We start from the raw sequence: 26,615 nt of genomic DNA on the forward strand, positions 1-26,615 counted from the left end.
GCGGGCCGTACTGGTGATCCACCGGGTTCGGCGGCCGGGTTCAGCGGGGTTCGGCGAAGGCGAGGGCGCGGGCGGGGTTCTCCACCATGATCTTGTGGATGACCTCGTCGCCGACGCCGAGTTCACGCAGCGCGGGCAGGAAGTAGCGCGAGATGTAGTCGTACCCCTTGCCGCCGTACTTCCTGAGCTGGATCTTCTGGCACACGTCGTGACCCAGCACGATCTGGTCCGCGTAGCCCCGTTCGATCAGGTCCGCGACGCCCCGGACGACCTTGTGGTCGCTGGTCAGGAAGAGGTGTCCCCACGGGCTTCCCGGCGAGGCCAGGAAGTCCAGCTCGATGAAGGCGCCACGGGCGACGAGACGCTCGGCGAGCGAGGGGTTCGTCACCGCCTCCATGCAGTGGCCCATGACGACGTTCGTCGGGGCGACGCCCTCCTCGTCGAGGATGTCGAGCACGGCGATCTTCTCCTCGCCGACTCCCCCGACGTGGAAGGTGATGGGGGCGCCGGTGATCCTGCTCGCCCGGCCGCTCGCGCGCACGCTCTTGAGCTCGTTCTCGGTCAGCGGCGCGGAGTCGGCGCCGACCTCGCCGATGATGCCCGAGCGGACGCCGGTCTCGCCGACCCCGAGCACGACGTCGCGCACGATGATGTCGGTGAGGTCGTCGACGGTGAGCTCGTCCATGTTCTCCGGGTGGAAGGTCGGGGTGTACCAGCCGCCGCCCATGACGACGTTGAGCCCGCTCTCCCGGGAGAGCCGCAGGAGTCCCTCGGGGTCGCGGCCGACGCCGATGGGCGAGACCTCGACCAGCGTGCCTCCCCCGACGTTGGCGAAGGCGAGCACCTCCGTCAGCATCTCGTCGAAGTCGCCCATCGCGTCACTGTCGGCGTTGGGGAACCCGTGACGCGTGCGGGCGAGGTTGGCGAGGGTGAGCGGCTCGGCGGCCTCCGGGGAGTCCTCTCCGGGACGGCGGAAGCGCGCCGGGCGCCGCAGGTCGACGAAGACGTGCTCGTGCATGAGCGTCTCCCCGAGCGTCGACGGGTCGACCGGGCCCGTGACGGTCAGCGCCTTGCCCGCGATGTTCGGGATCTCGAAGGGGTAGCGGCTCACGAGTCTGCCTTCGGGGTCGTGATGGTCAGAAGTCGCCTCGGGTTGCGCACGGTGACGGTCTCGATGAGGGCGTCGTCCGCGCCGACCATCCGCAGGTAGTGGACGAGCTGCTGCAGGATGAAGCCGTACCCGCCGCCGCCGTAGGCGAGGAGGTGCGACTTGGCCGAGACGTCCTGCGACAGCAGGACCCGCTCGGCGTGTCCCCTGCGCGCCAGTTCGACCACGGCCGTCGCCACGTCCTGGTCGTCGGAGACGCTCAACACGGACGGCAGCCTACCGAGCTGGTCGAACTGCACGAACACCCCGCGTTCGAGGAGCGGTTCGAGCTCGTCGGGGCGCGGGGAGAGCGGGTCGCAGTGCCCGACGACGACGCGCGTGAGGTCCGCGCCCTCCTCGGCGAGCAGGTCGAGCACCCGCCGCTGGGTCGCGGGGTCGGCGGAGCGGTCGAGCGTGATCGCGGCACCGGTGGCCGCGGAGGCCCGCGCCGCCGCGACGAGGATCGCGCGTCCCGCGGGATCGCCGGGGTCGAGTGCGCCGAGTTCGCCGATGACGCCCGCGCGCACGCCGTCCACGCCCTCGGTGATGTCCCTGACGATCTCCTCGGTGAGCCCGTCGACGTCGCCGGAACCGGTGGGGCGGTATCGTCCCGCGCCCATGACGACGGCCAGGCCGGTCGCCTCGGCGATACGGCGCAGCGCGGCCGGGTCACGCCCGAGGTCGGGGGTGGTGACGTCCACCAGCGTGCCGCCCCCGGCCTGCTTGAACGCGGTGGCCTCGCGGACGGCCAGCGCCTCGTCGCCGAGAAGCAGGTTGTCCCTGTTGGGGAGGCCCAGACTGACCTCGCCGAGCAGTTCCATGGTGAGCGGTTCCTGCGGTTCGGTCCCGTCGCTGAAGTCGCTCAGCAGATGTTCGTGGGGCATGACCGCGCCGAGGGCGTCCGGCGCGAGGTCACCGGTGACGGTGACGACCCTCGCCGCGCGCGCGGTTGCCGTGGTGGAGTCGGTGGTGGACACCGGGCCAACATAACATAGAAGATCGTATATGATACAGAGGGCAATCCGTATGTCTCCGAGACGGAACGGCACGTGGACGCGCCGCGCCGCCGGCCGTACGAAACGCGGACAGACCATTCCGCACTCCCCTGTCCCCGGGCCGGCCGACGGCCCGTCAACCCCCGGCCAGAGCCTCGGCGGCCCTGCGGACGTGGGCCTGCAACGCGGCCTCCGCGCGGTCGTCGAGGGCCGCCGTGGTCGCGGGAAAGGCGTCGGACAGGTCCACCATGACGTCGAGGACCACCTCGTCCAGGAGCTCGTCGAGGGAGGAAGGCCCCGTTTTGGACCGTGCCCCGGCCAGCCGTGGCCCGTTGACCATCTCCAGGGCGATCCGGCGTAGCTCCTCCGGGGAGAGCATCACCTGCGGGTCCCAGGGACGGCTCTGGTCGAAGCGCCGTTCGTCGAACTCCTCGATCTTCAGTTTGCGGGCGGGACGGCGCGCGGGAGGCAGGGGGGTGTCGGGCCGCAGGACGATTCCCTCGGCCGTGTTGTCCGGCACCTCGGGCAGGCCGAGCATCCGCGGCACACGGGTGGGGAAACGGCGGGGCAGACCGTCGAGGTCCGTCAGGCTCCCCCTGGCGAGAAGCGGCACGACGTCGAGACCGGTGTCGGCGGCGATCGAGGCGATGTCCGCGTAGGACAGGAAGGTCCCGGGGTCGTCCGGCCCCTCGTGACGCAACACGTCGAAAAGGGCGAAGCGAATCCCGGGGCTGTACCAGACGCCCGTCTGGACGGGGGACGCGCCCGGCACCGGGGAGACGCCGGGGTGGGGGTAGTGGCCGCCGTACAGCTCGCCGTAGAGACGCACCGCCGAACCACCGCGGGCCAGGGCGGCCTCAACGGCCCCGGCGAAGGCGGCGCGCAGGAGCTGCCAGCCGAAAAACGGCTCGTCGTCACGCAACCACGCCTTGCGCTTGCCCACCGACAGGCCCTCGCCGTCATGGGCGATCACCATCTGGGCCCCGTGGATCTTCTCGGTGGCCACCCACGGACCTCCGGCGGTGCCCCCACCGGCCCGGTCGGCGGCGGGGATCTTGGGGTAGGCGAGATGCCGCATCGGAGCAGTATGGCCGAGACGAACTCGGAAACACCTCTGCTTTTCCGGCCGGTCCGAAGCCTGTTCCGGCCCGGTCCTGAGCCGGTTCTGCCGGTCCGGAGCCGGTGGTCAGATCGGGTGCGCCCCGGGGCCGCCGATCGTGATCTCTGTATCGTGCGGCGGATCGCTTCTGCGCCGAAGGGCCGAGGCCACGGTGGCCCGTGCGCCGTGGTCTCCATGGAGCCGTCTCATCACCGGAAATGCTTTACCCGGGGCCTACGGCCTTTTTGAGATGGTCTCCACGACCAGGAATGACCAGCCTTCCGGACAATCCTCCTCGTCGTCACAGAAAAGTAACAACAGCCCAGGAGAAGCGGGTTCGGCGTGGATGAATCACATGGCTCTCGCCCCATATTGTGGAAGCTCGCATTACTCACCTGCGGACCGCTGCTGACGACGGCGCTGTCGGTGTGGGCCTTCAGCCAGGTACCGGCCGACGCGGTGGTCCCTGTCCATTGGAATGCGATCGGCGAGGCGGATCGGTACGTGTCGAGGCTGGAGGCGCTCCTGACGCTTCCCATCGTCTCGATCGTCGTCAGCCTCGTGGCCTGGCTGGTCGACATGCTGGGAGGCGTTCAGCGGAACGTCGTACCCGGATGGGTGCTGATCTCTCTCATGCTCGTGACGGCGCACGGCTTCGTCCTTCAGGCGGCGCTGTCCGGCAGGGCGGTCCTGCCCCGGGTGATCGTCGGGGTGCTCGGCCTGGCCGTACTGGCGCTGGTCGGCAGGCCTTCCGTACCGGCCGGGTGGAGATGGGGGGCCGCCCTCCTCGGCTGCGCCGTCCTCGTCGCCGCCTTCGCCGTACCGCTGTGACCGCCCGGCCGAGGCGGGACCTGGCGCTCCGTACGGTCCCGGTGGCCGCTCGCCAGGCGAGCGGCCGGGGTGGTCATCGGATGGTGACGCGGTCTCCCTGTGGGGCTCTGACCGGCGAGTTGTTCACGATGTAGGAGGCCAGCGCCCCCCTGTCGTCGGGGCCGCCGTGGTAGACGCCGGTGCTGTCCGTCCACTGCGGGAAGCCCTGCCAACCGCCCATCAGGATGTAGTTGGCCGCGATCTTGATCACCTGGGTGTCGGTCACGGGCACGCCGTTCAGCGTGATCTCGGTGACAGCCCCGTCCTGCACCGTGTAGCGCAGCGAGGACGAGGGGGTCAGCACCCAGCCGGACGGGTTCCGGTAGGCCAGCAGTTCCTTGAGCCGCGCGCCGGTCATCGCGTGCACGTCGATCGCCAGTCCTGCGGGCTGGGTGGCCCACAGCTCCTCGTAGGTGACCGGCCCCTCGTCCAGGTCGGTGTGGAAGCCGTACCTGCTGACGAGGGCGACCTCCGCGCCGGAGACGGCCTGGACCGCGTCGAGGTAGGCGTCGGCGACCAGTTCGACGAGCGGGCCGCCACCCGGCGTCAGCGGGATCTTCTCGGCGGTCGCGCCGAACGTCTCCTCACCACCCGGCGAGGCGCACTCGAAGTAGTGGATGACGTTGGAGGTGAGGCCGTCCGGCTGCCCGATCTCGACCTGCACCGAGGTCTGCTCGGTGTTCTCGTCCCAGTTGAAGGTTCCCAGCACCGTGTGGAAAACCGCGCCGTGGTTGTCGGGGACCTTGAAGCTCCTCCATTTCTCGGCGCCGACGAGGCGGTAGCGCACGAGCTGGAAACCGGCCGGCAGCCCCTCGAAGTAACCGTGGATCTTGAAGGTCAACGGGCACTTCGTCGCCGTGGTCCGTTCGAAGGCGATGGTGACCTTCCCCACGGGGTTTCCCGCGAGGGCGTCGGCCTGCTGGGCCGGAGGGGTCTCACCGGAGGTGACCGGCTCCGGGGCCGCCTGCGCCACGGGGGCGAAGACGCCGGACGCCAGGACCACGGCGGCCACCAGCCCCCCGAATCTGCTCGACAATCTCACAAAAGTCCTTTCTCGAAACCCTTCTTTCTCTTGACGGGATGGACGTTAGACAGGTCGACTGACATTTTTTAAAGGGCGACCGGAAAGCATTGTTGCGGCTGGTTCCCACGGGGAGAAAATGATTCGCAACGACCCTTCTCCACCGCCACCATGTGAACCATGAAAGATGACGGCGGACCGGACTGTGTGTTCTGCGCGATCGTTCGCGGCGAGGCCGAGGCGAGCGTTCCCTACGCGGACGACCGGGTGATGGTGATCATGGACATAGGGCCCGTGACCCCCGGCCACCTCCTCGTCATCCCGCGCGTCCACGCCGTAGGACTGGAGGACCTCGACGAGGAGACGAGCACGCACGTGTGGCGGACCGGCCACCGGATGGGCCGGGCCCTGCGGCGCTCCGGTCTGCGATGCGAGGGCGTGAACGTCCTCCTCGCCGACGGGGAGGCGGCGTTCCAGGAGGTCTTCCACTTCCACCTGCACGTCTTCCCGCGTTTCGAGGGAGACGGTTTCCGGATAACCGCCGACTGGGGGACAAGGGCACGCGACCTGCTCGACCAGGAGGCGGAGGCGATCCGGTCCGGGCTGGCGGAGTTGGATCCGTACGAGAACCTGAGACTCTGACGGTTCCCAGATGTCACGGTTCCCAGATGTCACGGCAGGAAGATCAGGCCCAGGCCGATCAGGACGTCGAACACGCCGCACCACTCGGCGTAGGAGCGGGCCACGACCCTGCCACGGCGCAGGTGCGCGAAGTCCCAGACTCCGTGCAGCAGCCATCCGGCCCCCACGATGTACCGGCCGGCCTCCGGGTCGAGGGCCAACCCGGCCAGCGCGAGCGCGCCGTACCCGATCATGCCGAGCGCCTGGAGCCTGAACTCGCCGGAGCGGCGTGCGTGCCCGTCGAGCACGCCCCACACCAGTACGGCCAGCGCCAGGGCGAACAGGACGGTGGACGGCGCGACCAGGTTCAGCAGTCGCGACCCGATGACGATCGCCGTGCCGACGCCGAGCAGCGGCCATGACAGCGCGGGGCGGTCCAGCTTGGCGACGACGAGGTAGAGCAGCGGCAGGAGAGGCAGGATCTGCGCGAGGTTCCCGGCCCCGCCGTCCAGGGTGAGGAACGCCAGGCCGACGGCGACGGCGGTCGGCCAGCGGCCTTTCAGCGCGTCGATCCAGCGTGTGGAGGGCGTCGAGAGGCGCATCGAGAGGCTCCTTCGTGTGGGGCCTCCAGGCTCTTCGACGCGGATGCCTGTCGGTAGCGCCGAAACCACACGTGATCGCATGACATCTGTCATGAGTGGACAATGGCCGTGTGCGTGACGTACCGGTCGATCCAGGGGCGGGACTGACGAACCTCCGTCGCTCCACCTGGTGGAGCCTCATCGGCGTCACCGTGTTCTTCCTGGCCCTCAGCGTCAGGAGCCGGATCATGGACCCGGCGGTACCGGTCGCGGTACGGCTCGCCGCCGTCGCCGCCCTCGCACTGACGGTGACGGCCGTCGCGGTGTCCGTCAGCCGTCGGCTTCCGCGCCTCCCCCACGGGTCTCCGTCTGTCACGACCCCGGTGCGGTGGCTGGTGGCCGGTGGCGCGGGCTCCGTGATGTTGGGGGTGATCCTGCTCGCCCTGCAGGACCGCGGGCTCTGGTCGTTCGGCCCGGCCATGATGGTCGCGATCACCGCGACCTTCCTGTCGCCCCGGCGTCGCCGCCTGTTGATCGTCACCGCTGCGGCGGGTGTGGCCGTACTCGGCGGGATCACGGGGCGGGGCTCGGTCTTCGCGGCGGCCTTCCCCGCCGGGCTGATGATCCTCAGCGGCTGGGTCACACTCGGGATGCTGTGGGCGTGGGACGTCGCCGAGCGGCTGAACGCCGCCCGCCGGTTGTCCGCGGAGCTGGCGGTCAAGGACGAACGACTGCGGTTCGCCGCCGAGTTGCACGACATCCAGGGCCACCACCTGCAGGTGATCGCGCTCAAGAGCGAGCTGGCGGCGCGGCTGGCCGAGGCCGACCCCTCGCGTGCGGCCGCAGAGATGCGGGAGGTACGGCGGCTCGCCGCGGACGCGTTGCGCGACACCCGGGCCGTTGTCCAGGGATACCGCCGTGTCACGTTCGAGGAGGAGATCGCGAACGCGACCAGGGTGCTCACCTCGGCCGGTGTCGACGCCCGGACGAAGCTCGACCCCGCCCTTCCTCCCGGCCCGGGACGGCACCTGCTGGGGCTTGTGGTGCGGGAGGCGACCACCAACGTGCTGCGCCACAGCCACGCCCGGTACGCCGAGATCGAATACCGGACCGCCGACGGCCTGGCCCGTCTCACGGTCACCAACGACGGTGTGTCCGAACGGCCCGACGCGGACACGGGTACCGGCCTGCGGTCACTCGCCGAACGGCTGCCGACCGCCGGAGGCGAGCTGACCTGGCGGCACGACGGCGACCGCTTCGTCGTGACGGCCCGCGTGCCCATCGAGGAGATGTGATGATCCGGCTGCTGGTCGCCGATGACGAGGACCTGGTCAGGGGTGCCCTGGTCGCACTACTGGGGCTGGAGGACGACCTGACCGTCATCGCCGAGGCGGCCACTTCCGCCGACGCCGTACGGCTGACGCTTGAGCATCGGCCCGACATCGCCGTGCTGGATCTGGAGATGCCACCGGCCGACGGCCTGCGTGCCGCCGAGGAGATCAGGGCGAACTCCCCTATCAAGATCATTCTGGTGACGCGACACGCCCGCCCCGGGGTACTGCGCCGTGCGCTGTCAGTCGGGGTGAGCGGGTTCGTGCCCAAGACCACCCCAGCGACGAGGCTGGCGGAGATCATCCGGGATGTCGCCGCCGGACGGCGCTACGTCGACCCCGAGATCGCCGCCACGGCCCTGACCGAGGGCGCCTGTCCGCTCAGCGACCGGGAACTCGCGGTACTGCGGGCCTCCCGGACCGGGGCCTCGATAAAGGAGATAGCCGTCCAGGTCCACCTGGCTCCGGGCACCGTGCGCAACTACCTGTCGGCGGCCATGGCCAAACTCGGCGTCGGCTCCCGCCACGCTGCCGCCCACCGCGCCTGGGAGGAGGGCTGGATCTGAGCTGTGAGCCGTCCTCCCTCGGGCGCGTTCAGGAGAACCTGTTCCTGCACCAGTCGTCGAGGGCCGCCAGCGCCCGGGGCGTCTCCTCGGGGAAGCTCAGCGTCTTGGCGAGCATCCAGAGCGCGGCCTGCAACCGCCGAGCCCGCAGGAACGGCCCAAGCCCCGGATCATCCGGATCCACCCCATACTCCTGTACGGGCCGCCACCCCGGGAACCGCCCCGCGCCGAGCATGCATGCGAGGTCCCAGCCCACCGGACCGAGACAGGCCTCCTCGAAGTCGATCCAGCGCGGTCCGTCAGGGGTCGCCAGGAGGTTCCCCGCGTGCGCGTCTCCGTGAACGGCCTGGACAGGGCCTGGCCGGCGGTGTGATTCGGCGCGCAGCAGATCGAGCTCCTCGCGCAGTTCGGCGTACGTCCCCCGGTCCAGGTGATCCCGCGAGTCCAGCAGGTCGAGGAGGAGGACGGTCTCCTCAAGCGCCGGTCCGAGATACGGCAACTCTCCAGGATGGTCGCGAAGAGCCGTGTGCAGATCCGCCGGCGCCCGGCCGGTCGCGGCCTGCCGAGCGTGGTGACCGTGGGCACACGGGCCACGATCGGCGCCGGACGAAGGTGCACCCGAACGCTGAAAGAGTCCTTCAACACCACCGACTCACCGACCCGCACACCGTACTCGGCGGCGACCGCGACAGCGACGAAGACATTGTGTCCCGGCGTTCACGGGGCACCGACGGCCCGGGGTTCTCGGTTCGGAGCCGACTCTCCGGTCATATTTCGAGGCCGTGGCCGCAACCTGCTCCGACAGTGACGTTCACAGACGGCGTCCTGGTCTCGGTACCTCCACGAAAGACCGTGTCATCGGTTTTCCGCGCGACCCGCACAGCATCACCACGCCGCCGGAGCGCATCCGGAGTTATCGTCAAAGAAAGGTCGACCACAAAACGGAAACGACGACAGCCGGAGGGGAGCTCGTCGGAGCAGGTTCGGAGAACGAACCAGAAAACGACCTTTCATGATTCTCGCCTGACCAGAGGAGCCGGAGCGAACACTCTCATGAAAAGACTCAAAGGAATGATCTGGTGGAAGGTCGTCCTGGTCGGCGTGATCGCGCTGCCGACTTATATCGCACTGTCCGTTTCCGACGGTGAGAGGGGCTGGGATCTGCTCGCACGATCCGCCCCCGTGGTCGTGATTCTTGTCCTTTCGGTCGTTCTGGCGATCCGCGAGTACCGCGCGGGTCGCCAGAAGGACTAGCCGAAAAGCGCACGAGCCCACACCCCGCCGTTTCGGCACGATATGGATCGTGGGAACGGTGGGACACGTGTTCCGTTCAGTTGGGGATCCTGAACGGGAGCCGGCAGGGAACGAGGTTGGCGCACTTCTCAACCGGTCCCGCAGAGTTGAGTTTCAGCGACTCCTCGCCCCAGCGCGACTGGTTTATCGGCAGGTCACCGAAGTCCACGACCTCGGCCTCCGGAGGGGCGACGACCTTCACCTTCGCGTTCCAGTGGTGGTACCGGGTGTCCACCACGCTGTCGTACGTTCTCGTGACCGTCTTGCCCTTGGGCCTGAATTCCTGTTCGGTTTCCGTGTACCGCGTGACCAGGCGGACGGGAAGTCCGTTCCTGTCGACGAACAGTCTGAACGAGATCTTCAGCTTTTCCGGGTTCATGGGGCCCCGCTCGGCGTACAGATCCTCGGTTCTGAGGGTGCCGCGATACTCACCCGAGTGGAAGGAGGTGGCTTTCGAGATCACGAACTTCAGCCTCGCGGGGCTGAGGACGTCAACGCGTTGTTCGCCGCGCTGGCCGTACCACTGCCAGGTCGCGCTCTTGCCGAACCTGATCCAACTCGTTCCTTCGGGCATCGGCCCCCACTCGAAACCCTGGACATAGGTGTAGCGCCCCACATTGACCGCGCGGAGGGGGGTCCTCATGGTTTCCAGTTCGTCGGCGCTGAGAGTGGCCCTGTTCTTTGGGGTGATCTTCACCTTCTCGGTGAGGTCGTAACCGACCACTCCGGGCTTCCCGAACGCGATCGTGCCGGTGGTTCGGCTGGTGTAGGTCTCCTTCGACGCCTTGACGGTCGTCCGGCTCGTCTCGGACACCAAGACGCCCCGTCCGGCCACGAACTGCTTCCTGAGAGCTTGGACCGGCTCTACAGGCGGCGCGGCAAGAGCGGTTCCGGTATCGGTGAGTAAAGCCGCGAACACACCAAGCGCGACGACGACGCTGAGACGCTTCATAACGCTCCTTCGGCTAAAGCAGGCGATGAAGATCGTGCCACCCGTGAATCACATACGGATGTCGGACGATCGCGTCCTCATTCATCGGACGGAATGCCGCACCGGAGCTTGAAACGACGGGCCGACCTCTTCTGGCGCGACATGGACCGACCGGAGGCCCCGGCCCCCTTGGTCGGTGGGCCGGGGCTCCGGTTCGGCTCTACGCGCGCACGAAGCCGTTGATGACCAGTGGGAGCGACGCGTCCACACCCGCCATGTTCAACACGCCTTCGTCGTCCGGCTCACCGATCGAGTAGCCGGCAGCGGTCATCGCCGCGACCACGACCCGGGCCCGCGGGTTGACGCTGTCTCGGTAGGCGCGCAGCGCCTGCGACGGGTGAGTCCGGCCGGCCCACGTCTCGTTGTCGGTGAAGACCACGATGCCATCGGCGTGGAACCGCTCACGCCGCGCCCAGACGAACGGGAGCGACAGGTCGGTGCCGCCGCCCGAGGGGCTCCAGGTGGAGATCTCCCGGAGGTTCGTGCGCGGCGTCACCTTGGAGGGGTGGACATCGGTGTCGACGTCGATGACGTGGACGTCACCGTGCTCGATGCGGGCGAGCATGACAGCCATGGCGCAACCGACCTCGTACGGCGAGCCGACCGGCGACCCGCCGACCCGCACCCCGCCGCCCCAGCTCATCGATCCTGACGAGTCGACGGCGACCAGCAGTCGCTTCCCCGAGGGTGCGACGGCGCCGAAGGCGAGCTCGTACGTCTCCTCCAACGCGTCGGAGACCGCCGGCACCGGCTGCCACACCTGCCGGTCGGCGCGCGGGTTCGGCTGCGCCTGTCCCGAGTTGTAGACGCGGAGTGCGAGCCAGGCGTCCATCGGGTGGATGCGCGCCTTGAGGATCGCGTCACGGTCGGTGAGCCGGGCGACCGCCCGGCCGGTGGCGTCGCCGAGGGGCTTGAGCGCCCCGATCCGGGTCATGCGGGCCAGGTTGCGGATGAGGGCGGTCATGCCGACGGTGTCGATGAGCGCCTCCCACACGGCGGGCTCGCGCAGCATCGCGTCGGGGAGGAACTCCCACGGCACCCGCGCCTCCGTCACGACCCGGACGGCCTGGTCGACTGTGGTGACGGCCTTCGCGGTGAGGAACCGGTCGACCGCCGGCAGCTCGTCACGCGCCTCGTCATCGGTGACGTTTCCGGCGATCCACCCGAACAAGGCCTTCCGCTGCTCGGAGTCAGCGGCAGGGTGGGCGATCCGCAGCACGTCCCGCAGGTCGAACGCCTCACCCTGTGGCGTCTTACGCTGCCGCGCCTTCACCGCCTTGAACGCCACGTGGTCCGGGTCACCCCGCAGGAACCAGGAGCCGAGCGCCGTCCGAAGCGACCGGCCCACCCGCGGCGCCGTACCGCGTGAGGTCGGCTTCCCGCCAAGGTTCTTGTAGTAGCCGAAGAACTGCGCCAGATGGTCCGTCGTCCGGGCGACCTTCACAAGTGCCGACTTCGCCGCCTGGCGCGTGTCGGCGTCCCCCCGGGCGTAGCAGGCAGCGAGCGCGAACAGCGCCGGGCGCGGCTTCGGAGCGCGCGGCGGGCGAGCCGTTGAAATGTCCGTGAGCAGCCGCACAACGCGCGGTCCGTCCTCGGCGATCGCCTGGAACAACACGCCGGCGTTCTCCGCCGTCAGCTTGTCCTCACCCACGTAGTAGGTGCCGCCCGTCGTGCCGAGGATGAGGAAGTCCTCCAGGCGGGTCCACAGATCCTTGGCGAACACGTAGCCGCCCGCAGCGTTGGGCACCTGGTCACTGCGGCCGGGGATCGGCTGAGACTGCGGGGTCGCGACCGTCGACACCGCGGCGAGGGGATCACGGGGAGCCATGGGCGTTTCCTTCCGTTCGACCCGCCCAGAGGCGGATATGCGAAAAGGGGAGAGCGGATGTGGGATCTCCGACCGGCTGTGCCCTACCAAGCTGGGCGATGGGTCAGGCGAGCTGACCCGACAGGACTCGAACCTGAATTCACCATGTGATAACCGACTGGATTCGACCCGCTCTCCCCCGTTCATCAGCCCTTCCTGCGGCGCGGATGTGGAGAGACCGACCGGCCGTTGAACGTGCTGGGCCGCTGCACCACACCACCCGAAGGCGGCGCCGGGATTCGAACCCGGGTCTCCGCTTTTACAGAGCGATAACCGATCGAGATTCGACCCACGCCACCGGCGGACCGATGAACGATCAGGTCTGGAGCCGTCACGGATATGGGGACGCCCACCGGCCTTTTTGGTGCTCTACCGATTGAGCTACGTGAGCCGAAACCCACGACGGGACTCGAACCCGCAACCGCCCCATTAACAGTGGATAACCGACGAGCTTCGACCCGTGCCGGCACCAGACCTGACCAGCTCATCGGGCCGAGAGAAGGCACGGATATGAGGGCGGACACCGGCGGCATCTGATTTGAAGAGATAACCGATGTCCTTCGACCCGCACCGTCTCCAGGCCCGATGAACTGCATGCAACGCTACCGATTCCCGTGACGCGTCACACCTGAATTTCCGGACGAGAGTGACAACCGAGGAAAATGTGATCACATCCCTCCGAATGGTGTGATCACGCGGCCGTCCGACGACGGCAGGCTCGTGAGCGGTGGTCGACGTCCTCGCCTGGCGGTTCCTGCCGGGGCCTTCGTACTTCTGCCTCATCCCCCCGGAGGGCAACAAGGACGCCTTCGCGTGTGTGTCAACCGGTAGGCGTTCCTCGATCCGTTGGATGTCAACGGTCACAGACGGCCTTGAACCGCAGAAGCCGGGACGATCAGGCCTCTACACCAACCACCAGGAAGTCAGCCCTTGCGATTGGCGATCATCCCGGAGCCGAGGCCTCCGGCGGAGGCCCGGAAGGCGGCGCGACAGGTGGTAAAAAACAGCAACGACCACGGCAGTGACCAGGAGGGCGGAAAGCAGCAGGACGCCCAGGAGGATCACCGTGCGGACGGCCTCGTAGCCGACCCAGAGATAGATCTCTCCACTGGAGACTCCAGACAAAGGGGCCTCGACTGCTTCGTCGGGTGACAAAGTCACTCCTCGCCATATGCGTCATATGCGCCGTAGGTGCAGAGTGAGGGTATATCGTCACGCGAGGCGCGTCCTGTGGTCCTGGTGCGTACGGCGGCGTGGCCCCAGCTCTGCGAGTTGAACGCCGACACACCGTCGAAGAGTCGCACGGCCGGAGACCTTGCCGTTTTCACATAACCGGGAGCAACCTCATGAGGACGAGCATCCTTTGAGGCCACACGGATTGGTGCGACCAGAAGCTGTTATCGGGCCACACCCGCGTAGCCGTACGAACAACCGACCAAGGACCACGATGTCGATAGCCGAGAGTCTGGCAATCCTTCACCGCGCCGCCGAATCCGGAACGGTCGTCATCACGGCGTCGGAGCCCGCCTCCACCGAAGCCGTCCGCGACCGCGAGACAGGGCTGAAGCCCCATTTCGGAACCATCGAATGGACGGCCCCGCCCAGCTACCGGGCTTTCCTCGCCGAGCACAACACCTTTTCCTGTAAGCGCTGGGACGCCTCATCCGACCGGTACATCGAGTTCGTCGTCGTCGGTGACGATGCCGTCGTCGAGCTGAACTCCGATCTCGTGCACATGCCCGAGCATGTGGACCGCGGCGACGGCCGGTGGCTGTCCACCAACCACCTGGTCGGCTTCGCCCTCGCCGACGCGGACAACGAGGCGGTCTGGTGCTTCGATGTCACCCAGCCGGACGCGGACGGCGAATACCCGGTCTACCACCACCACTACGACGACCAGGAAGGGCGTGCCCGCTACGTTGAGGGCGGGGACTGGGAGGACCCGGCCAACTCCACCCCGGACTTCCCCACGTTCGCCGCCTGGCTGGACGCGATGACCAAAGCGTTCACCGCGCCCGAGCCACCGAGCTGGTTCGAACAGCTGGGCTCTCCGGGCTTCCACCCGGGGCTGTAGGAGGCCGTACGGGTAAGGGTTCGATCATGGTCGGCGATTCCCGGGGTGGCGCCGGCACGCCTGTCCACGCGACCTCCAGGAACGAAGGGTCCCACCCCCGTACGGCGAGCACCGAATTCGTCCGTCGTCACGACCCTCCACCTGGTCCGCGCGCAACGCAGCCTGTCCGGCCATCATGAGCGCTCGGCGGCGCGGACCGCGACCGCCTGTCGCGGGTCGAACGGCCTCAGACGCCGGCCTCGTCCGGTGGCACATCCCCCGTCCATCGAGCGCCCACATGAAGGATCTCGCCGTGGACGATGGCGATGGTCCACTCCGTGACACCGACTCCAACCGTGGTGTCCGAGCCAGGTCGCTCTACCGACGACGACATGCGAACTCGACGAGCCGGCAAGGAGTACGGGATCCCGTCTCGGGCTGTGGGAAACGATCTCCCCAACCGCCCAGGGAGCAAAGATCATTTCCCCGGGAGAAAGACGAGCCGTTCAGGCCGGTCAGAGACATGAAAGCGAGTGGAGCCTAGGAGATTCGAACTCCTGACATCCTGCTTGCAAATAGGCTTGCCGATCTTGAGCTAGCTGCAAAGACCCAGCTCAAGTACATGATTGCGCTACCCGTGGGTAGCCCCAGTTACCCGTTGTTCCCTGGCTCATCGGGCACGCAACGGGCACGCCGACCGCAAGCCAGCTATCCGCCTCGCTTACTACGCGCACCTCGTTACGAAACCTCCTCAGCAAAAGCGCTCTCTCATTCGGAATGCTCTGACCTGCATGGATAGTCAGATTGCCGGGAGGTGGCCCCCCTGTTACACTCGGCTCTTGTTGGGGAAAAGTGTGCCCAACTTACGTGAGCCCTTGAGTCCAGTCTGGATTCAAGGGCTTTTGTCATTTAGTCGGTTCCACGAAGGCGGCCTCGCATAGCGGGGCCGCCTTTGTCGTCTCTGGAGGTAAAATGCCACCACGCTCGTCAGCGGTCCAAGCTATTCCCTGGCCAGTGCTGATAGCTGGCGCATGGCTAGCCACAGTCCTCGTGATCGCAGTCCTGCTCTACTCGATCGCGAAGGCAGCCATCAACAAGACCGAGGCGCGTGACATCCCTAGGCTCGCCCCAGGGCTCATGCAGGTACTCGCCAACCTCACACGGCCCCTCACACGCACTTACGGAAGCCAGGCCGACCCTCCCATGGTGGCCACGCAGGACTCACCCACGGTCGACCCGACAGGGGGCAGGGAGTGACAAGGCGACGCCCGCTCAACGACCCAGTTCCGCGGCTGGCTATAGACGAGGGCGACATTCTCGCAGCCGTCCTCTACACGCTGACCGACAGAGAACGGGAACTGATTTGCCTGGCTTTCGGCCTCGTCGTCGGCAGTCCGCTGACAGTCGGCCAGATCGCGGACATGTATGCCATGCACCCCGCCGAAATGTGGCGCACGATTAATCGAGCAGTCAGAAAGCTCGAGCACCCTGCGCGCAGGTCGCAACTACGCGTGATGGACGATGACTCCGAGGTCGACTTCATTGATGCACGTCGCCTGCCAGGGAGTGTCCTAGAGCTGCAAGTCGCGGATCCAGAGCCAATTGAAATCGTCTGGTGCAGTCATTGCGGTGAGCGTCGTTTTGCCTCTCACAACACCAGTCCAGTTGGTGGACGGCCAAGAAGGTTCTGTTCCAATCGGTGCAGGCAGGCCGCATACAGAGCAAGGCGTGCTCGTGGTAGTACAGCATCCACGTGACATGCGGTCCGGCATCTTCGGTGGGCTGTGGCTGAGGAACGAAGCCACAGCCCACCGATCGCCCCCAGCCATTAGCGATGGCCAACCGAAGTCAGGCGATCGTGAGGGCAGCATTCGAACGGTCTCGCTCTACATATGGGAAGGACCCAGCAGTTAAGCCGGCGGCTTCACCCTTGTGGGCGGCGGTGCGTCGCTGGAGTCGGCGAGATCGCTCGGCAACTGAGGTTGCGACGATCGGTGGACGGCCCGGGGCGCTGCCGTTCGGGACCGGCGCCCAAGCCGCACGCCCGGACGGCGGGCGGCAGAGGGCCGGTTACGGCGGCGCGGCGCGCCGCCGCTTGATCCTTACAAGAACAATTCGGCAGTCTCCCTCTAGCGCTCGACACCCTCATAAGACTCGACACCGAGGTCAGGGCTCCCACACCTGAAGTTCAAGGTGAACCTGTGCTTAGCTGCGGCTCCCGCTATCTTGCTTTTATGCGTTTCGGGAGATTCACCTTCAAGCAGCCTGCCCATCAGGCCATGATCGGCCCCACTGGGGTCTACTACGTCTTCACATTCGACTTGGGCGCCTCCCGGAAGTACGAACAAGTTGCGGCAAAACTGCTACGTCTTGGAATTGCGGAGTCGGCCATCACTGCGGCAAGTCCGCAGGTAATAGTAACACCGAAATTTAAGCAATTACTCCACAATAAGCACAAAGCACTAAAGGTGTCGGATTTCAATGCAGCGATTCATAGAGGAAGTTGGCCTGTAATAATAAAAGAGTCAATACGATCGCCATCACTCGGTCGATCTGTAGCCAGACTTGCAGTTAGCTATTACGCTAGTAGACTTCTGCGCCACAAAATTCCGGTAGCGAAAATAGAACCTGAGGAGAGCATCAGAGAGGATAGTTTCACAGAAAAATTAAATGCGGATCTACGCGAAGCTGTGGACATCATCGACGACAGCATGCGCAATAAATTGATGTATCGCGGACTAGACCATGCCATCGATCGGAAGATGTTCGCACCTGGTTATCTGCAAGATAATCCCTTCATTAGACTTCAGCTCAAGCCATTTCAAGGAAATATATCTGGCCAAACGGATGGGACGCCATTCGGCAACTCTAAGTCGTGGATCGATGTAGACCTAGTTCTCTACCATTCGGGCATTGCTCAACTATGCTTCTCAATTGCCTTTGAATCGTCTTCCATGGCAAGCCGGTTCAATGCAACCTCGGCAAAGGGAGTAATCATCCCCCAGTCCAGGTTATGCGAGGAAATCCTTAAACCCTACGTTCGTAGCATCAGCGGGTCTCTAAATGACTTGTCCGGAACCGTCGCCTCCGATATTGAAGGAGGATCAAAGTGGTGGACGCTTTCTAGCACAGAAACCACCACGCTCTCCGATATATTCAATATTTATGACGCAGCTATCCGCTATTCGTGCAGGATTCGAAACGATGCAACATGGTTCTGCTATACCCTGATATGCATAGAGAGCCTTGAATGCCGTTGCCGGAGCCGGGACGACTGGATGGTTCACCACAAAAAAGAACTGGCTGGCCTGGCCGCACGAGTTGGATGGCACGAAAATATATCAGAGCGCGGGATGCAGAAGTTCCTACCCGAGGATCTATTCGAAACAGTATCGTCGTCTCTCTATGCATCTTTCGCTAGTGCCGTCAGAATAAACTGGAGCTTCGTCGGTAGCGCCGACGAGGTCGAATATTCTCATGTGGCTAACCTTCACGATCTCACCGCTATTAGCTATTCTTTGGCAGGCTACCAACAAGCTAAACGCCTTGACCGCGCTATCCGTGGAAGCATGCGCAGTTCGCGTCACCTAGACAGTCAGGTCGAGGAATTCGCGGAACTTCGACATGGCGTCGAAGTTCTAACGTATGGGACCGCCAGAGAGATCGCTGAGCACGTCGACTCAAGTCTGGGTGTTCCAAGTCTCTATCAGCGAACGCTGACCAACCTGGAAATGAAACGCGATGTATTGGCGGCAATTCAAGCCAAAAGGGCCTCTCGGCGGGCTAACGTGACCGCAGCGGCTGCATTAGTCGCAGCGGCAATCATCGCGCTCCCGAATGTTGATGACGGCTTAAAAGTTGTTGCGAACATCGACACATCCAACGGGGTAGGCAGAATTGCTGCGCCGTTGAAAGAAATCGCAGCGCAGGGCGCTAACGGCACCTGGATGGTCTATCTGGCAGTTCTAGCGATTTTTATCGGCGTGATTGCAATTCCTTGGAGCAGCAGAAGAAGAACATGGAATCGTAGAGTTCGACTTGGCTGGCGCTGGCCCGAAGAAGTTACGGTAGAGCTTTCTGATGATGAGGTGTAGAACTAGAGGAAGCGACAGTCGATGGCCAAGTCAAGATAGACGCAAATGATCAAATACATGGACTCGAAATATGTTCGTCAATCTCCCTTCTCCTCGCCGGGATTGATGACAGGGGGCGCACTTGGTCCCGCATCACTGTCAGTTACGCACTCATTTCCTCGTGCCGCTAAGCCTTTCAATTGGCGCCACGCTTGGATAGCTTCACCCGCCTTGATAAGAATATCTCGAATTTGTGATAGCAAAAGAGTCGCGAGACTAGTGGCACCGAGGATTGTCAGCGCCACCGAATCCCAGCTCATTTGACTTCCTGCCGAATGGGGTGTGCGTAGGCGTTACGCCCTCCATCTCCCCCTCCCGAATTAGGGTGAACGCGATCGATCCACGAAGGTTCAGCCCCCGCCTTTATAAATAGGTCCTTATCGTGGACCTCATAGGCTGGCCCCAGTGTTCGGAACCGTAATTGGAGCCGCCCAGGAATTGACTCATCTCTATTGACTAGGTAGTAATAGCAGGCTTTCATGTGATACATGCTATTGGACCACGGAGATACGCACTCGCAATAATGTCTCTGTATCTTTAAGTTGATCCCCCACTGCGGGTCGGCGAGAAGGTCCAGAAAGCGGTTGTGATCGTTTCCGATCTCATAATAAGAATCGAGCTCAAAAATCCAATCTCCATCACCGGTCCACGAGCTCGTAGTGTAGGCAGTGCTGACGGTGTGCCACAATGCAGCTCTTCGGAGTAACCCCGACCCCAGCCAAGATATCCTTGCGCCATAGTTAACGAGCGTTCTGTGGCTGCTTTTGTGATCTAGTTCATGCTGAGACCATCCGTCCAGATTCCAGAGCGGAATGACTTTGGACCTTCGGTATTCGTCCCGCAGCTTCGGAAGAATTTCGTGCCAGCGAGTTCCTTTAACACCCCGAATGACTACCTCGCCGCCGTTTTCGATATCGGTAAGACTTAGATCTCTGCCATTGGCTGCAGTAACACGAAGGCCTAGAACACCATTGACCTGAAATCCCGGCTCGGCGTAGGGAAGAAGTAGCTGCGCGGCGTGCAGATTCATCTCTAGTGGGTACCCGAATGCCGAACTAGCACCGTCTAGCATCACTACGATGCGACGCCTGAATGGAAGTACGTACGCAATACCGAGGGGGTGCGCCCAATATTCTCGGCCAACACCGAGATGAAGCATTACTTGAGACTCAAGTGATGCTTGGGCATGTGTGGCCGCTGGAATTAGCTCTTTGGAAGAGAGTAGTTGCTCCCTGGCATGCTGAGCAGGCTCACCCGTGAACAACCGCCGGGTCCGAGCATTTTGAGTCACACAACCTTTAGCAGGCATAATCAATCCGTTCCCGGATACTCCCGCCCCTGAATATCCGACAACTGATCGCGGCGCCTGCTAAGGCGCATAAAAAGGACTCCGGGAAGGTGGAGCAAAGCTTCTTCGTCCTTAGTCGACATCTGGTTGGGGCAGAGATGTCAGGACAGGCCGCCTTCCGGCCCAGCAACATTTTTGCGCCGTCAGGCGGCTTATGCAAGGGGTGCGACTCACGCTCACTCTCGACACCTACGGACGGATCAACGACGGCGTCCCGGTCGACCCAGCCACCTACGACTACGCGAAGGCGGCACGGGACGCGCTGCACTTCTCCAAGCTGATCGACCGCTTCGTGCAGAACCTTCGCCGGGTGGCGGGCTATGACGTCCAATACTTCGCGTCGGTGGAGATGCAAAAGCGCCTGGCACCGCACCTGCACATGGCCATGCGCGGCAGCATGTCCCGCGCCGACATCCGCGCCGTAGCGGCTGCTACCTACCACCAAGTGTGGTGACCCTCCTGCGACACGATCCGCTTCGAGGGCGGGCACCTGCCGGTGTGGGATGAAAAGGCCGGCTACCTCGATCCCGCGACCGGCGAGATCCTCCCCACCTGGGACGAGGCCCTCGACCAGCTCGACGCCGATCCCGACGCACAGCCACTCCACGTCGTCCGCTTCGGCCCCCAGGTCGACGCCCAAGGCATCCTCTCGGACACCCCGGACGCAGATCAGGCGATCCGCTACCTGTCGAAGTACCTGACCAAGTCACTCGGGCAGGCCGCCGACTCCCAAGCCGCCCGGGATCACGCGGCCCGGCTCGCTGAGGTCCTGCGGTACGAACCATGCACGCCCACCTGCCCGAACTGGCTCCGGTACGGCGTCCAGCCCAAGAACGCCAAGCCGGGCATGATCCCCGGCCGGTGCAGAGGCAAAGCCCACCGCCCCGAACACCTCGGCTACGGCGGACGCCGCGTCCTGGTCTCCCGCAAGTGGTTCAACAAGACCCTGACCGAACACAAGGCCGACCGCCGGACCTGGGTCCTAGAAGCCCTCGGCGTCACCGACGAACCCGCCGACGTGGGCCGCTACGTCTGGTCACCGGTCAAGGCCAGAGACCCCGACCTCCCACCGATCCGCGTCCGCCTGCTCCGCTCCATCCGCGAACGCCTCCGCTGGCGCGCTCACCTGAACCAACTCCAAGCCGCAGCAGACGGCCAAGATCCTTCGACAGTCGAGAGGAGCGCGGCATGACCATCACCGCCGGTCGTCTCCTGACCGTGGAAGAGACGGCGGAACGCCTGAACACGAGCGTCCGGTTCACCCGTCGCTTGATCGAAGAACGCCGCATCACGTTCGTCCACGTCGGCCGTCACGTCCGTATCCCCGAAGCCGCGCTTGAGGCCTACATCTCCGCTGGCGTCGTCTTGGCGGTCGTGCCCCGTTCCCGAAAGGCCACGCGATGAGCAAGAGCAAGAAGGCCTCAAAGCGCCGCTTCGGACGCGTTCGGCAACTGCCCTCGGGACGCTGGCAGGCCCGTTACACAGGACCGGACGGCGTCGACAGACCGGCCCCGGAGACCTTCGCGACCAAGACTGACGCGGACATCTGGCTCACGAAGAAAGAGGCCGAGATCCTCAACGACGACTGGATTGATCCAGAAGCCGGGAAGATCCTCCTCAGTAAGTACGGCCGGGACTGGATCGACGAACGCCCGAACCTGCGCCCCCGTACGGTCGAGCTCTACGGCTACCTGTTCCACAACCACCTCGTGCCGACCTTCGGCGAACGGGCCATCGCCGACATCAAGGACCCTCAGATCCGGCGCTGGCGCAAGACCTTGTTGGACAAGGGCGTGAGCGCGGTGACCGGCGCCAAGGCGTACCGGCTCCTGAAGGCCATCATGACCACAGCGGTCGACGACCTACTAATCAAGCGCAACCCATGCCGAATCAAAGGCGCGGGACAAGAGAAGTCCCCAGAGCGCCCGGTCCTCTCGGTGGCCCAGGTCTTCCGCCTGGCCGACGTCGTCGAAGGTCGTTATCGGGCGCTGATCCTGATGGCGACTTTCGCCGGCCTCCGCTGGGGCGAACTCGCGGGCCTCCAGCGTCAGGACATCGACATGGAAACCGGCGTGGTCCGGATCAGGCGTCAGCTCATCTCGATCACCGGGCAGGGCCTCGTCTTCACCGACCCGAAGTCGGAAGCAGGTAAGCGCACGGTCACCATGCCCGGCCTGATCCTCGACGACATCCGCGCGCACCTGAACGACTTCACGTTGGAGCCAGACGACGCCCTGGTCTTCATCGGCCCCGACAACGGCCCGCTTCGCAACGTCAACTTCAACCGCCGCGTCTGGTCCAAGGCCCTCACCGACGCCGACCTACCGAAGATCCACTTCCACGACCTCCGCCACACCGGCAACACCCTCGCCGCGAACGCCGGAGCCTCCACCCGCGACCTCATGAAGCGGATGGGCCACAGCAGCTCCCGCGCCGCCCTCATCTACCAGCACTCCACCAACGAACGGCAACGCGAAATCGCCGACAAGCTCAACGACCTCGCCCAACGGGCACAGGAAAAGCCATCGGGCACGCAACGGGCACGGGACCGAAAACAGCCTTGAGAAACACTGAAGCCCAGGCAGAGGAATGGCCTCTGAACTGGGCTTTTACGTGGGTGGAGCCTAGGAGATTCGAACTCCTGACATCCTGCTTGCAAAGCAGGCGCTCTGCCAACTGAGCTAAGGCCCCGAGACCAGGTCGCCGACCGGCATGTGGAAGTGCGCTCGCGACCTGCTTCAGGCGTACACGGTAGCAACTGGACGCCCTCCGACGCCACTTGACGCATGACCACCGGAGAAGGGTCAGCGGGCGGAGGCGCCCACGGGGGTCTCAGCGGGGCGGTCGGTCAGGACCAGGGAGGGCAGGTCCCTGACGGAGTCCAGGATGTGGGTGGCGCCGCCCTTGAGGAGGCGTTCCCTGCTGTGGGCCCCGGTCATGATCCCGGCGACGACCGAGGCTCCTGCGCGCCGTCCGCAGAGCATGTCGTTCTCCGAGTCTCCGGCCACCGCGACCTGGCGGACGTCCTGGACGCGAAGGCGCAGAAGCGCGCTGAGCACCATGTCGGGCATCGGGCGGCCACGGCCGACGTCCTCGGTGCAGAGCACGAGGTCGAACCGGTCGGACCAGCTCAGGTCGGCCAGCACCCGGCTGATCAGGGAGCGGCTGAAGCCGGTGGTCAGGCACACCTTGACGTCGCCGTCGCGGAGTGTGTCCAACGTCTCGACGATGCCGGCCGCCGGGACGAGGCCGGAACGGCCGATGGCGCCCTCGTAGGAGCGCTCGAAGGTCAGATTGGCCGCCTGGGCCTGAGCCTCGTTGTCGGGGAAGATGCCCCGGAAGACGTCCAGTGTGGAGCGGCCCCGGGACCGGTGTACGTGCACCATGGCACGTGCGTACGCGCCGGTCCCGGGCACGATTCCCTGTGTGGCGATCGCCTCGGTGAACGCCCGTTCGACCATGACGACATCGCCGATCGTGGTGCCCGCCAGATCCAGGCAGACGAGCCTGATGGGGAGCGTTCCCCCATCGTGGGCAAGGACCATGAAAGCACCCGAATCGGTAGCCGCGTTGTTCAGTTCTCGCTTCCTGTGGCCTCAGTCCACAGGTCGAGCTCGGCGCGGTCCGCCTGCACCTTGCGCCAGATCAGCAGTCCCCCAAGCGCGACGAGCGCGAGAACGAGCAGCTTCTTCACGGTGTGACCCCACTTCTTGACGGTCTCACCTGCCGGGGTGAGACAACGCCCGGTTCCAACGTTTTCCCTGCAGCCTAGCAAGGGATCGGGCCATGATCCGGTTTGGGCGACAAGCCGAAGCGGCCAATCACCGTCAACCGGGTGATTCTAAACATCACGCCGTACGGCTCGCATCCAAACGGCCGCAATACGCGACGAGTCGGGCCTCATGGCCGTTCCCGCTTCACCATAACCCCCGGAAACCTCTGGCGGCGCACCCACCCGGGGACGATCTTCCCCAAAGCCCGCACGATCAGGAAATATGCGTATTTTTGGGTAGGCGCAGGGGAGGAAAACCGGGAGGTCAGCGCCGTTCCCGCCTTCCGCCGCCCTTGCGACGAGTGCCCCCGGGCCTGGTCAGCGCGTCGCGTCCCCGGTGCACGATGTCCCTGACCGCCTTCAGCCCGGCCTCGTCCCTCGCCGCCGCCAACGCCTCCTTCGCCGCGTCGTAGGCGTCGAGGGCCTCGTGCCAGTCGGCCGCCTCGGCGTCGGTGCCCGCCTGGTCGAGCAGGTCGATCTCCTCGCCCAGCGAGGTCACCTCCTCCTCGACCGCACGCCTGGAGTCCTCGAACCGGGCCCGTTCCCGTACGGCGGCCCGCCTGCGCCGTACGACTCCCCGGGCCATCCTGGCGGCGAGGGCGGCGGCGGCCAGGCCGAGCAGCCACAGGACGACGACCCAGCCGACCGGCATCTCGCTCGTCGAGCCGGAGAGGTCGGCGTCGTCGACGTTGGCCGTCTCCATGTCGGTGACATCCGCCCCCTGGAAGGACGCGCCCTTGAGGTGGGTGGAGGACAGGTCGGCACCGATGAGGGAGGCGTTCCTGAAGACCGCGTCGAAGTACTGGCCGCTGCTCAGGTCGGCGTGTTCCATCATGGCCCCGGTGAAGTCGGCCCGGTCGCCCTTGGCGCTGCCGAGACGGGCGTCACGCAGGTCGGCGCCCTTGAAGGAGGCGCCCCTGAGGTCGGCGCTGCCGAGGTTGGCCGTGGCCAGGACGGCGGAGCCGAGGTCCGCGCCCGTCAGGTCACCGCTGCCGACGTCGGCGCCGATGAGACGGGCCTGGCGCAGGTCGGCTCCCTTGAGGGAGCGGAGCCTGGCCCCGGACAGCGACGCCTTGCGCAGGATCGCGCGGTCGAGCCGTACGGAACTCAGGTTCAGGCCGTCGAGACGGGCACCGGTCAGGTCGGCGCAGCTGAGGTCGTCGGGGAAGTCGCTGACGCCGGTGAGGTCCCGGCCCGCGTACCGCTGGCCGCTGCCCGGCTCGCAGTTCGCGCCGGGGGCGGGCAGGTCGGTGGGGACGCCCTTGCTGCCCGCCAGGTCGAGGCCGGTGGCGTCACGCAGGTTGGCCTCGGTGACGTCGGCGTCCTGGAAGGTGGCCCCGTCGGCGGCGGTCGAGTACATCTCGGCCTTGGTCAGGTCGGTCCTGTGGAAGACCGTGTCGATCAGGATCGCGTTGTAGAACCTGGCCCCCGCCGCCCTGACGTCGGTGAGGTCGGCCCGGCGCAGGTCCGCGTAGTAGACGCTCGCCTCGCGCAGGTCGGCCCCGGTGAGCCTGGCGCCGTCGAACTGGGCGTTGTACGCCTTGGCCCTGACCATGCGGACCCCGCGGAGGTCGGCCCCCTCCAGGTGGGCGTAGGCGAACATGGCGTCGTCGAGGGTCGCCTCACGCAGGTCGGCGCCGCGGGCGTCGGCGCCGGGCAGGTTCGCCTCGGTGAGGTCGGCCTCCCGCAGGTCGGCGCCCGCCATGCTCACGGTGGACAGGTCGGCCCCCTTGAGGGAGGCTCCCCTGAGGTTCGCCCGGGTGAGGGGGGCGCGCAGCCGTACTCCGTCGAGGGTCGCGCCGTGCAGGTCGGCGCAGGTCAGGTCGGCGGGCAGGGCGGCCGTGGTGAGGTTCCTGCCGGACAGGTCGACGCCGCTGCCCGGCCTGCACGCCGCCTCGGCCGATGCCGGAGGGGCCTGCGTCACGGCCGCCAGGATCACCGTCGGAGTGAGAAGGGTGAGAAGCCAGAGAAAGACCCGCATTTTCCACTCGCTATCTCCCCCGAAACATCAGGATCCTACCGAAAAGCGGGTCAGGCGTCCTTGACGAGGTCGGCGTAGTCGGGGTGCCGGTCGATCCACTGCCTGACGAACGGACAGCGCGGCACCACCTGGACGCCCTCGGCGCGGGCGGCGTCCAGGGCCGTGCGGACGAGGGAGCCACCCACCCCCTTGCCACCGAACTCGTCCTCCACCTCGGTGTGGGTGTAGACGATGACGCCGTCACGCCGGACGAACTCCAGCTGTCCCGCGTGCCTTCCGTCGATCAACGCCTCGTAGAGGTCGCCTTCGGGTGAGAGCTTGACGTCGACGTGCACGAGAAGTCCTCCTTCGTCGGGCCGCCGGGCGGCGGCCTACCGATCAGCCTCCACCGGAGGGGATTCATTCCCCCGCGGACCACGGAGCCGTGGTGGCCTGGTAAAAGGCACCCAACAGGATTTCCGGTCAACGGTAAACTGGACGGTCACGGCGTCGGTCGTGTGACGCCTTCCGATCCGACAGCCCGCAAAGGTGGCCCCGTGACCACGGTCGTCCGCGTAACCGTCGTCCCCGGCGACGCCCCCGAGGGGATTCTCCTTCTCGCCCTGGGTGGGGAGCTCGACTACACCAACGCCGAACGGCTGCGGCACGACCTGCACGAGGCCGTCGGCCCCGAGCCGCGTGACCTGGTCGTCGACCTGACGGAGCTGAGCTTCTGCGACTCGTCCGGCCTTCAGGTCCTTCTCGGTGTGCGCGAGCTCGTCCAGGCCCGTGGGCGCCGGATCGCGCTGGCCAATCCGCACCAGCGGCTGAAGCGGATCTTCCACCTGACCGGCCTCGCCGAGGCCTTCGGCGTCCAGCCGACCGTCACACGGGCGGTGGAGATCATGACGAGCCAGACCCCGCTGTAGGACGTAAGTCGGCGGGGACCGGGCAGATGTCTAACGACCAC

Annotated in this window: 23 protein-coding genes, 2 tRNA genes and 2 pseudogenes; 12 read left to right on the top strand and 15 right to left on the bottom strand. The window is 65.6% G+C overall.

Going from position 1 to position 26,615, the window contains the following annotated elements; genetic code table 11:
* Positions 1 to 40 precede the first annotated feature (40 nt).
* The 3 genes from ABT340_RS26485 to ABT340_RS26495 all read right to left on the bottom strand — a co-directional run bounded on the left by ABT340_RS26485 (position 41) and on the right by ABT340_RS26495 (position 3,220).
* The gene (locus tag ABT340_RS26485; protein WP_352013534.1) at positions 41 to 1,111 is read right to left on the bottom strand and encodes a phosphotriesterase family protein; all 1,071 of its coding nucleotides are present in this window, start codon (positions 1,109 to 1,111) and stop codon (positions 41 to 43) included.
* Positions 1,108 to 2,124, bottom strand: coding sequence for a phosphotriesterase family protein (locus ABT340_RS26490; protein ID WP_352013535.1), 1,017 nt, complete (start codon positions 2,122 to 2,124; stop codon positions 1,108 to 1,110). The genes ABT340_RS26485 and ABT340_RS26490 overlap by 4 nt, the downstream gene beginning before the upstream one ends.
* 154 nt (positions 2,125 to 2,278) lie before the next feature.
* Complete coding sequence (locus ABT340_RS26495) at positions 2,279 to 3,220, bottom strand: RNA ligase family protein (protein ID WP_352013536.1); 942 nt, start codon at positions 3,218 to 3,220, stop codon at positions 2,279 to 2,281.
* A gap of 363 nt (positions 3,221 to 3,583) precedes the next feature.
* Here ABT340_RS26495 and ABT340_RS26500 point away from each other — a divergent pair, with 363 nt between their 5' ends.
* Positions 3,584 to 4,072, top strand: coding sequence for a DUF1648 domain-containing protein (locus ABT340_RS26500; RefSeq protein ID WP_352013537.1), 489 nt, complete (start codon positions 3,584 to 3,586; stop codon positions 4,070 to 4,072).
* 73 nt (positions 4,073 to 4,145) lie between these two features.
* Here ABT340_RS26500 and ABT340_RS26505 read toward each other — a convergent pair whose 3' ends face one another.
* The gene (locus tag ABT340_RS26505) at positions 4,146 to 5,147 is read right to left on the bottom strand and encodes a 5'-nucleotidase C-terminal domain-containing protein (protein WP_352013538.1); all 1,002 of its coding nucleotides are present in this window, start codon (positions 5,145 to 5,147) and stop codon (positions 4,146 to 4,148) included.
* A 165-nt stretch (positions 5,148 to 5,312) separates the two neighbouring features.
* Between ABT340_RS26505 and ABT340_RS26510 the strand changes: the two genes are divergently transcribed.
* The gene (locus tag ABT340_RS26510; protein WP_352013539.1) at positions 5,313 to 5,774 is read left to right on the top strand and encodes an HIT family protein; all 462 of its coding nucleotides are present in this window, start codon (positions 5,313 to 5,315) and stop codon (positions 5,772 to 5,774) included.
* A gap of 29 nt (positions 5,775 to 5,803) precedes the next feature.
* Here ABT340_RS26510 and ABT340_RS26515 read toward each other — a convergent pair whose 3' ends face one another.
* Entirely contained in the window at positions 5,804 to 6,355 is a 552-nt protein-coding gene (locus tag ABT340_RS26515; RefSeq protein ID WP_352013540.1) for a hypothetical protein, read from the bottom strand.
* A gap of 110 nt (positions 6,356 to 6,465) precedes the next feature.
* On the opposite strand from ABT340_RS26515, the gene ABT340_RS26520 reads away from it, so the two are divergent.
* Together ABT340_RS26520 and ABT340_RS26525 are read left to right on the top strand one after the other, a co-directional pair.
* On the top strand, positions 6,466 to 7,629 hold the full coding sequence (locus ABT340_RS26520) for a sensor histidine kinase (RefSeq protein WP_352013541.1): 1,164 nt from the start codon (positions 6,466 to 6,468) through the stop codon (positions 7,627 to 7,629).
* Positions 7,629 to 8,231, top strand: a complete 603-nt coding sequence (locus ABT340_RS26525; RefSeq protein WP_352013542.1) for a response regulator transcription factor — start codon at positions 7,629 to 7,631, stop codon at positions 8,229 to 8,231. The genes ABT340_RS26520 and ABT340_RS26525 overlap by 1 nt, the downstream gene beginning before the upstream one ends.
* A gap of 28 nt (positions 8,232 to 8,259) precedes the next feature.
* Here ABT340_RS26525 and ABT340_RS26530 read toward each other — a convergent pair.
* Positions 8,260 to 8,799: pseudogene (locus tag ABT340_RS26530) on the bottom strand (phosphotransferase family protein); the annotation flags it as partial.
* Between the two features lie 500 nt (positions 8,800 to 9,299).
* On the opposite strand from ABT340_RS26530, the gene ABT340_RS26535 reads away from it, so the two are divergent.
* Complete coding sequence (locus ABT340_RS26535) at positions 9,300 to 9,482, top strand: hypothetical protein (RefSeq protein WP_352013543.1); 183 nt, start codon at positions 9,300 to 9,302, stop codon at positions 9,480 to 9,482.
* 76 nt (positions 9,483 to 9,558) lie between these two features.
* Here ABT340_RS26535 and ABT340_RS26540 read toward each other — a convergent pair whose 3' ends face one another.
* The 3 genes from ABT340_RS26540 to ABT340_RS26550 all read right to left on the bottom strand — a co-directional run bounded on the left by ABT340_RS26540 (position 9,559) and on the right by ABT340_RS26550 (position 12,678).
* On the bottom strand, positions 9,559 to 10,473 hold the full coding sequence (locus ABT340_RS26540; protein ID WP_352013544.1) for a hypothetical protein: 915 nt from the start codon (positions 10,471 to 10,473) through the stop codon (positions 9,559 to 9,561).
* 199 nt (positions 10,474 to 10,672) lie between these two features.
* The gene (locus ABT340_RS26545) at positions 10,673 to 12,340 is read right to left on the bottom strand and encodes a TROVE domain-containing protein (RefSeq protein WP_352013545.1); all 1,668 of its coding nucleotides are present in this window, start codon (positions 12,338 to 12,340) and stop codon (positions 10,673 to 10,675) included.
* A gap of 263 nt (positions 12,341 to 12,603) precedes the next feature.
* Positions 12,604 to 12,678: transfer RNA gene (locus ABT340_RS26550), tRNA-OTHER, on the bottom strand.
* Between the two features lie 631 nt (positions 12,679 to 13,309).
* On the opposite strand from ABT340_RS26550, the gene ABT340_RS26555 reads away from it, so the two are divergent.
* The 3 genes from ABT340_RS26555 to ABT340_RS26565 all read left to right on the top strand — a co-directional run bounded on the left by ABT340_RS26555 (position 13,310) and on the right by ABT340_RS26565 (position 18,526).
* Positions 13,310 to 13,531 (top strand): hypothetical protein, encoded by a 222-nt coding sequence (locus tag ABT340_RS26555; RefSeq protein WP_352013546.1) that lies wholly within the window; start codon positions 13,310 to 13,312, stop codon positions 13,529 to 13,531.
* Positions 13,532 to 13,826: 295 nt separating this feature from the next.
* Positions 13,827 to 14,453 carry a hypothetical protein gene (locus ABT340_RS26560; protein ID WP_352013547.1) on the top strand — a complete coding sequence of 209 codons (627 nt, stop codon included), beginning with the start codon at positions 13,827 to 13,829 and terminating at the stop codon, positions 14,451 to 14,453.
* Positions 14,454 to 16,666: 2,213 nt separating this feature from the next.
* Positions 16,667 to 18,526 carry a hypothetical protein gene (locus ABT340_RS26565; RefSeq protein ID WP_352013548.1) on the top strand — a complete coding sequence of 620 codons (1,860 nt, stop codon included), beginning with the start codon at positions 16,667 to 16,669 and terminating at the stop codon, positions 18,524 to 18,526.
* A gap of 77 nt (positions 18,527 to 18,603) precedes the next feature.
* On the opposite strand, the gene ABT340_RS26570 is transcribed toward ABT340_RS26565, so the two are convergent.
* On the bottom strand, positions 18,604 to 18,825 hold the full coding sequence (locus ABT340_RS26570; RefSeq protein ID WP_352013549.1) for a hypothetical protein: 222 nt from the start codon (positions 18,823 to 18,825) through the stop codon (positions 18,604 to 18,606).
* Positions 18,826 to 20,076: 1,251 nt separating this feature from the next.
* Between ABT340_RS26570 and ABT340_RS26575 the strand changes: the two are divergent.
* The 3 genes and pseudogenes from ABT340_RS26575 (at position 20,077) to ABT340_RS26585 (ending at position 22,477) form a co-directional block, all read left to right on the top strand.
* A pseudogene (locus ABT340_RS26575) lies at positions 20,077 to 21,105 on the top strand (replication initiator).
* Positions 21,102 to 21,317, top strand: coding sequence for an excisionase family DNA-binding protein (locus ABT340_RS26580; RefSeq protein ID WP_352013550.1), 216 nt, complete (start codon positions 21,102 to 21,104; stop codon positions 21,315 to 21,317). Before ABT340_RS26575 ends, ABT340_RS26580 begins: the two are co-directional and overlap by 4 nt.
* Positions 21,314 to 22,477 (top strand): tyrosine-type recombinase/integrase, encoded by a 1,164-nt coding sequence (locus ABT340_RS26585; protein ID WP_352013551.1) that lies wholly within the window; start codon positions 21,314 to 21,316, stop codon positions 22,475 to 22,477. The genes ABT340_RS26580 and ABT340_RS26585 overlap by 4 nt, the downstream gene beginning before the upstream one ends.
* Before the next feature lie 54 nt (positions 22,478 to 22,531).
* Here the strand turns inward: ABT340_RS26585 and ABT340_RS26590 are convergent.
* The 5 genes from ABT340_RS26590 to ABT340_RS26610 all read right to left on the bottom strand — a co-directional run bounded on the left by ABT340_RS26590 (position 22,532) and on the right by ABT340_RS26610 (position 26,001).
* Positions 22,532 to 22,604, bottom strand: a tRNA-Ala gene (locus tag ABT340_RS26590).
* A 113-nt stretch (positions 22,605 to 22,717) separates the two neighbouring features.
* Entirely contained in the window at positions 22,718 to 23,458 is a 741-nt protein-coding gene (locus tag ABT340_RS26595) for an HAD-IA family hydrolase (RefSeq protein WP_352013552.1), read from the bottom strand.
* A gap of 29 nt (positions 23,459 to 23,487) precedes the next feature.
* Positions 23,488 to 23,607 carry a DLW-39 family protein gene (locus tag ABT340_RS26600; protein WP_013130296.1) on the bottom strand — a complete coding sequence of 40 codons (120 nt, stop codon included), beginning with the start codon at positions 23,605 to 23,607 and terminating at the stop codon, positions 23,488 to 23,490.
* 343 nt (positions 23,608 to 23,950) lie between these two features.
* Positions 23,951 to 25,666 carry a pentapeptide repeat-containing protein gene (locus ABT340_RS26605; protein ID WP_352013553.1) on the bottom strand — a complete coding sequence of 572 codons (1,716 nt, stop codon included), beginning with the start codon at positions 25,664 to 25,666 and terminating at the stop codon, positions 23,951 to 23,953.
* 50 nt (positions 25,667 to 25,716) lie between these two features.
* Positions 25,717 to 26,001, bottom strand: coding sequence for a GNAT family N-acetyltransferase (locus ABT340_RS26610; protein WP_352013554.1), 285 nt, complete (start codon positions 25,999 to 26,001; stop codon positions 25,717 to 25,719).
* 201 nt (positions 26,002 to 26,202) lie between these two features.
* Here ABT340_RS26610 and ABT340_RS26615 point away from each other — a divergent pair, with 201 nt between their 5' ends.
* Positions 26,203 to 26,574: an STAS domain-containing protein gene (locus ABT340_RS26615; RefSeq protein ID WP_352013555.1), complete on the top strand. Its 372-nt coding sequence runs from the start codon at positions 26,203 to 26,205 to the stop codon at positions 26,572 to 26,574.
* The last annotated feature ends 41 nt before the right edge of the window (positions 26,575 to 26,615 follow it).

Source organism: Streptosporangium sp. NPDC000239, assembly GCF_040300765.1.
GTDB lineage: Bacteria > Actinomycetota > Actinomycetes > Streptosporangiales > Streptosporangiaceae > Streptosporangium.

Bases quoted from the DNA above. Each gene is read 5' to 3' on its own strand.
- ABT340_RS26495 (WP_352013536.1), bottom strand. From the start codon at position 3,220: ATGCGGCATCTCGCCTACCCCAAGATCCCCGCCGCCGACCGGGCCGGT.
- ABT340_RS26510 (WP_352013539.1), top strand. From the start codon at position 5,313: ATGAAAGATGACGGCGGACCGGACTGTGTGTTCTGCGCGATCGTTCGC.
- ABT340_RS26515 (WP_352013540.1), bottom strand. From the start codon at position 6,355: ATGCGCCTCTCGACGCCCTCCACACGCTGGATCGACGCGCTGAAAGGC.
- ABT340_RS26525 (WP_352013542.1), top strand. From the start codon at position 7,629: ATGATCCGGCTGCTGGTCGCCGATGACGAGGACCTGGTCAGGGGTGCC.
- ABT340_RS26535 (WP_352013543.1), top strand. From the start codon at position 9,300: ATGATCTGGTGGAAGGTCGTCCTGGTCGGCGTGATCGCGCTGCCGACT.
- ABT340_RS26540 (WP_352013544.1), bottom strand. From the start codon at position 10,473: ATGAAGCGTCTCAGCGTCGTCGTCGCGCTTGGTGTGTTCGCGGCTTTA.
- ABT340_RS26545 (WP_352013545.1), bottom strand. From the start codon at position 12,340: ATGGCTCCCCGTGATCCCCTCGCCGCGGTGTCGACGGTCGCGACCCCG.
- ABT340_RS26560 (WP_352013547.1), top strand. From the start codon at position 13,827: ATGTCGATAGCCGAGAGTCTGGCAATCCTTCACCGCGCCGCCGAATCC.
- ABT340_RS26565 (WP_352013548.1), top strand. From the start codon at position 16,667: ATGCGTTTCGGGAGATTCACCTTCAAGCAGCCTGCCCATCAGGCCATG.
- ABT340_RS26570 (WP_352013549.1), bottom strand. From the start codon at position 18,825: ATGAGCTGGGATTCGGTGGCGCTGACAATCCTCGGTGCCACTAGTCTC.
- ABT340_RS26580 (WP_352013550.1), top strand. From the start codon at position 21,102: ATGACCATCACCGCCGGTCGTCTCCTGACCGTGGAAGAGACGGCGGAA.
- ABT340_RS26585 (WP_352013551.1), top strand. From the start codon at position 21,314: ATGAGCAAGAGCAAGAAGGCCTCAAAGCGCCGCTTCGGACGCGTTCGG.
- ABT340_RS26595 (WP_352013552.1), bottom strand. From the start codon at position 23,458: ATGGTCCTTGCCCACGATGGGGGAACGCTCCCCATCAGGCTCGTCTGC.
- ABT340_RS26605 (WP_352013553.1), bottom strand. From the start codon at position 25,666: ATGCGGGTCTTTCTCTGGCTTCTCACCCTTCTCACTCCGACGGTGATC.